This window comes from Chamaesiphon sp. OTE_75_metabat_556, from assembly GCF_031378165.1.
GTDB lineage: Bacteria > Cyanobacteriota > Cyanobacteriia > Cyanobacteriales > Chamaesiphonaceae > Chamaesiphon.
Genome location: NZ_JANNDR010000182.1, coordinates 1 through 5,765 on the forward strand (window position 1 = coordinate 1; position 5,765 = coordinate 5,765).

At 43.7% G+C, this 5,765-nt stretch carries 5 protein-coding genes; 2 read left to right on the top strand and 3 right to left on the bottom strand.

Features of this window, described 5'->3' with window-relative positions:
- The coding region (locus tag RMO27_RS07540) for a hypothetical protein (RefSeq protein ID WP_309731019.1) at positions 1-194 on the top strand (194 nt) is incomplete at its 5' end.
- Here the strand turns inward: RMO27_RS07540 and RMO27_RS07545 are convergent.
- From RMO27_RS07545 to RMO27_RS07555, 3 genes are all read right to left on the bottom strand, one after another.
- Positions 191-3,166 (bottom strand): NACHT domain-containing protein, encoded by a 2,976-nt coding sequence (locus RMO27_RS07545; protein WP_309731020.1) that lies wholly within the window; start codon positions 3,164-3,166, stop codon positions 191-193. The two genes, RMO27_RS07540 and RMO27_RS07545, sit on opposite strands and share 4 nt — an antisense overlap.
- Before the next feature lie 93 nt (positions 3,167-3,259).
- Positions 3,260-3,916 carry an RloB family protein gene (locus RMO27_RS07550; protein WP_309731021.1) on the bottom strand — a complete coding sequence of 219 codons (657 nt, stop codon included), beginning with the start codon at positions 3,914-3,916 and terminating at the stop codon, positions 3,260-3,262.
- Position 3,917: 1 nt separating this feature from the next.
- Positions 3,918-5,153, bottom strand: a complete 1,236-nt coding sequence (locus tag RMO27_RS07555) for an ATP-binding protein (RefSeq protein ID WP_309731022.1) — start codon at positions 5,151-5,153, stop codon at positions 3,918-3,920.
- A gap of 184 nt (positions 5,154-5,337) precedes the next feature.
- On the opposite strand from RMO27_RS07555, the gene RMO27_RS07560 reads away from it, so the two are divergent.
- Positions 5,338-5,765: TRAM domain-containing protein (locus RMO27_RS07560; protein WP_309731023.1), on the top strand; the 428-nt coding region annotated here is incomplete at its 3' end.

A 5,765-nucleotide genomic window follows, 5' to 3' on the forward strand; every position in this document is an offset into this window, starting at 1 on the left:
CTGGCTTTTGGTTAAGTCAGGGCTATATTTATGAGCGATCTCAGTCGCCAGTGATATTGAGATGTTTCGATCATTACTACTATAAACCCGACTTCTTTAAGAAGTTGGTTTGTGGGCACTGGTCTGTTAAAAAGAGACAGCTAAAAAGCCGAGCTGCATCAGGAGTTCATGAAGTGCCAGATCTAATCAATTAACGATCCCAAATTTCGATGAATTGTCGATTGGGTAATTGTTCGGCACAATACCAAAGTAGTTTATAGCATGTCAAAGTAGCAGTTGATCGATCTCCTTGTTCTACCGCGATCGCGCGATCTTGTAGCTGGGTAACGATGAGTGGTAATTGTTCTGGCAAAGTAATTTCCTTGAGATATTCACCAGTTAGTTTGTAAAAACTGTGTGGCTGAGATGAAGAGATTAGTTGTAATAAAGCAGCTACCGCTAGCGGATGCCCAGCTTGAAATTTGCCTAGTTGATAAGCATAGCGACGTTTAGATTCAGCATTATTTATAGTTGCTAATTTTTGCTCCAGTTCGCCGATCGCGATCGCGATATTACGCGGATCGGCAACTTTTTTCCGGCGTTTGCGATTGCTACTCGGTAAGGTGCGATCGCTCACCAAGCGAATGTTTGCCGCCGGATGTGTGGGCGCGATTTGGTGGAGATTGTCGAGAGCAGCCCGTTGGTTGGCACTCTGGCGCAGGCTGTCTGCGGGAGTGTCACAGTTAGCTTCAATGATACGGGTGAGGGTATTGATCGCGAGCATCAATAATGAATCATCATCTTCGATCGCGGCTGATTCGAGCAAGATTTTTCCGAGTGTAAAAGCAGCTTTACGAATGAGAGCTTCAGTTTTACCAGTGTGAATGGCATTGACAAGAGTCGAGGTAACAATCTGATGATGATTTGGGTCGATTTTAGCTAATGATTCGCAAATTTTGATGATTAGATCGCCATTAGTAACTAGATCGATCGAGTTAATTAGTGCCCGCACAGCGATCGTGTTTCCCGGATCAAATACTTTGCCTAAACTATGAGCTGCTTGCCAACATATAAATGGATTCTCGATCGTTTGTACCAATTTTTCCAAGCCGGAAATTGCCGCAGCTCGATCGGTTTGTCTGAGTGCGACTCGCGCCCCATCTTGAATTGGTAAGGGGTAATATTTCCAGGTATGGAGATCGGGGACAAATTTAGCAAATCGCCACTGTAATAAGCGATCGATAATTTGTTGTGTATAATTCGATTCTGGAAATTCAGCGATCGCGGCTGCTGCTAAAAAGTAAGCCCGATAATAGTGAAATCCACCGTGAGATCGATCAAAATTAATTAAGGCGGCGATAAATGCTTCCTTCTCACTGCTAGTAATATCGCCTCTCCCAAACCAAAACAGGATTGTTTCTTGCCAATAAGGACTAAAAATTGGCGCGTGACTGGTAACAGTGCCCGTTGAAAAATACTGCCAATCATCAATCGATCGAGCGGCAAAATATTCCTGAAAAGTAGAATGATAAAAAGCATAAATCTTGGCTCCCGTACTCACCGAAATACCAACTTTATTCAACCAACCTAGTTGCAAAGCTAGTTCGAGCAAATCGGGTGCCATTACTGCCAAAACTGTATGCTCGTGCAGTCGAAATCTCACCCGCTCTTGGCGTGTTTCTCCTGATGGTTCCAAGCTACTTAGGGCTTGCAGTGCCAATTTACCTAGTGTCGTATTTAACTGTTGGCGTTGTGACAAACTAGTGGGGAATCGATCCTGTTTCCAGGCATAAATTGTATCTGTAAACTGTTGATATAAACTAGCTTTGGTACTAGGTAATTTACCTTGAGTCAGCAACCAGTAGCGACATAATAAAGCCAATCGCAGCGGATTTTTGACAGCATCTCGTAACCGTTGATATTGAGGTTGGGCGAGTTCGGTGCTGAGATTTTCGCCTAGAGCTGGTTGGGCGCGAAACCAGCCTTGAATAAATTGGCGCACTCGATCTGACGCGCCGTTATAGCCATTGCTCAAGCTGAGATTACGATAGGTAGTAAAATTTTCCAGCGCGTTTTTACCACTATCCCAGACATTTGATCGACATGTCAGGATGACGTGGGCAGAACCAATCCAGCCGCGCAATTGCCGCTCAATTCGCGCCAGCGCAATACTGGCATCGTTGGCGAAGCCTCCCCTTTGGGGAATTGCCATTTCATCAACAGCATCCAGCAGCAACCACACTCGCCCACTTTCAAATTGGGCAGCAAAATCCTGTTGCAATTTAGAATCGATCGCAATCTGGCGCGTCGCGAGTTTGAGCCAGTCTTGCAACAAATAATCTGTCAATGTTTCCCCTTGTAGATCCGCCAGCGAAATCCAAATCGGCAACAATTTCCGCTCCAACAATCCGGCGGCTAATTTTTGTAAACAGGTGGTTTTACCCGCACCAGGTTCGCCAATAATCGCAATCCGATTGGGTTCGGGATTGGTGATTAGTCGCGTTAGTAGACAATCAATATCGCCGATCGAATTTGCACTATTTTCCTCCCCAACCCGATCGAGATCCGTTTGCACCTCAAACATCGTCTCACGCTGTCTTTCCCTCAAGTCTAGAGGCACATAGACCTCTTCAAGACTAAATTTCAGGCGATCTTCACCCATCAGGGGATTGGTGGTAATCCGCTGATATTGTTGCGCCGTCAGACTCGATCGCATTAGCTCCCACCAGTAATCTGTTGTCGCTACTGCCTGAGATTCGATCGCACTTTGAGGCGCATTCTGAGGTGATTTCCGGTAATCCCATTCTTGCCCCAATCGATCGAGATTCGCCGCTCGATCGAACCTATCATGCCACAAATTCAGCGTAAAGTGCCACGTTTCCGAGCCACCTTTGCTGGCGCGATTATCTTCGACAATTTCGAGGAAATCAGTCAAACATTTGATTGCTTCTTTGATCTGTTCGCCCGTCAGTGTTGCATTTACTAATTTAGTGAGTTGTTCGAGATACCGCACTTTCGTCCGCACGACACATCGCTTCGGAGTTTGCCAATGCAGTTGAATATCACGCTGCAAGCTCTCCAACAGGCGATCGTCGATATCTAATTCATCATTGGCATAGTCAACCAACACCGTGAAAAATTGCACGGTGCGTTGTTTGACTGCATTACCATAATTAGGACGAGGCATGATAACTGATAATTGATAACATTAAGAATATCGTAGGGTGTGTTATCGCGAAGCGTAACGCACCAAAAATGCACCAAAGAGTAACAAATCTATTTAACGAATATATTGATTTAACTCTGCAACGAGGAGATGAACTGTTGTCACCGGATTATCGCTTTCAAGATTGTGAGGATCGTAACTGGATAATAGTATTTTGGCGTGCTTAATTGCCTGATGCTGGATATCTTCCAGTCTTGCATACATGTCATCACTATTCTTTGCGTAATCACAGCCTAATAACTTTGTCAATTTTTTCTTGTAATCACCTCTCGGTATCCCAGTGTCATAAAGGTGAAAGTGTAACAAGTACCAGATTTCAAAGCATTCATTAGAGTAGGCAACCTTAATATTTTCCTTTTCCGCAACTTGTAATGCTTTTCTAAATCGGGCGGCTGTATTGTTGACGTTTGATGGATCTCGATTCTCTTGCAGAGACGCTTCGCGAACGAATACACACCACACTCGATCGAACTTCTTATTCTCCATTAACTCGATCGCCCTATTGACTACTGCAATCGTCTCGCACCCAGCCCCAACAATGGTAACTTCTGGTCTAGTACTGACGGGAAAACTTCTAAAATAATTTGGCTCGGTTTTTGCTCCTTCACAGACAATCAGAAAAGTAGGAATGGGATTTCTATTACCTACTTCTCTGGCTGTAAAACCTTGTTCCGAACGTGACTGCGATCGAAGATCTCTATTCCTAGACATATTATTTCTTACCCAACAACCGACTCAAATCACCAATAAATGGCACTGCCCCATATTTTCCAGCAATATAATCTTGCTCGAAGCTAGATTGCTCTGGGATCTTGTATTCAGCGAGGGAATACAGATCGGTGGCACCATAACGATTCTTTTCAGTAAACCAAATTTGGTCTTTCCGAAATAGATTGCTACTCAGTAAGTTAGTATCGTGAGTAGTAAATATTAATTGAGCATTCTTGGGATTAGTTTTGGGGGAATTGAATAGTTTGACGATCGCGCCAGTAATCAATGGATGCAATCTGCTATCTAATTCATCGACAATTAATACACCTCCATCTTCTAGTAAATTAAGTAGTAATCCTGACAGTCGATACAATTTTTGAGTACCAGCAGATTCTTCATTGTTGAGATCGAACTGCTCGATTGAGAGTTTATTGTTGTCTGTATCATATCGCCAATGAGCAGTTTTTACTTCGTGCAGGAATGTCTCATCTACATCTTCAAATGGAGTGAGAACTATTCTAATATCTTCAATGCCAAGATCTAGGGTTCTAACTAAATTGATTAGCGATTGCCGACGATCATCATCATCCATTATCTCATCAGTCATTCCTTCATATTCAAGCTCGTCCTCTAGATCGAAAATTACAACTAGTGTTCTGTCGAACCAATCTATGATTTTTGTGGCTATTTCACCATTGAATTGAGCTACAACAGACAAGAACAATGCATTATCTCTTGTTTTTTTATTTAACTCTTTTCCTTCTGAGAAATTATCGAATACTTCGATCGCCTTTTCTTCTCGTGTAAATAGTTCTGATTCTTGAGTGCTTAAAGTCTGATATAGCCATTCAGATTTGACACTGCGGCGATCGACTTCAAAGCCATAGCGATATCTCGTAGTGCCGATCTCAAATATAATTTCAAAATAGGATGGTTCATTTTCAGTATCCTTACTTAGTTTGTATATTTCAGTGTCGATCCGATCTTTAACCTTTCTACCTACGGCAGAGTTCAGCACAAAATTCCTCACAAAAGAAATTGCTCGCACCAAATTGCTTTTGCCGCTGGCATTGGCACCATAGATGGCGGCACTTTTTAATAGATTGATGTCTCGGGGTATGGTAAACACGTTATTTCGATCAATCTCTCCATCTTCATGCTGAATTGGTGCGGCAACCATACTAAAAGTTACAACATCTTTAAACGATCGATAGTTACCAACGCTGAATTCAATCATCTAAATATCACAACATCTTGAAAAGCGATCGCCTGCCCAATTACCGCTGGATCGGCGTGGCATCACCGCACCCAAACTTGATCGAGAGATCCTATTTTGACAGATCGAGCGAACCTATTTATTTTATCGCACCATTCCTAAATAGCTGCTATCCTAGTAGATTGCTCTCCTGCTCAAACACATCATGTTTCCTGAAAATTTGCCTACTGACAGTTCGATCGAACTGCCTGTCAACAGCCATTCATTGAAACAAGGGGATTTGGTAGAAATCGAAATCACCGATGTCAGCGAGAGTGGAGAAGGCGTAGGACGCGCGGACGATCGTCTTGCAGACGGGCTACGCCAACGAGTCGTGTTCGTGCCCGATACAGTTACTGGCGATCGCATCACCGCCAGAATTACCAATGTCAAACGTCAGTACGCCCACGGGAAATTAGTAGAAGTAATCGAGGCTTCTCCGCACCGCGTGCGCCCCAGTTGTATCGTCGCTGATAAATGCGGCGGCTGTCAGTTGCAGCATATCGACTATGACTATCAACTTGCAGCCAAACAAAATCAAGTAGTCCAAGCCCTGCGCCGGATTGGTGGTTTTGCCGAGCCGCCTGTGGCAAC

Excerpts from the sequence above, each read along its gene's own strand:
- RMO27_RS07545 (WP_309731020.1), bottom strand. The coding sequence starts at position 3,166 with ATGCCTCGTCCTAATTATGGTAATGCAGTCAAACAACGCACCGTGCAA.
- RMO27_RS07550 (WP_309731021.1), bottom strand. The coding sequence starts at position 3,916 with ATGTCTAGGAATAGAGATCTTCGATCGCAGTCACGTTCGGAACAAGGT.
- RMO27_RS07555 (WP_309731022.1), bottom strand. The coding sequence starts at position 5,153 with ATGATTGAATTCAGCGTTGGTAACTATCGATCGTTTAAAGATGTTGTA.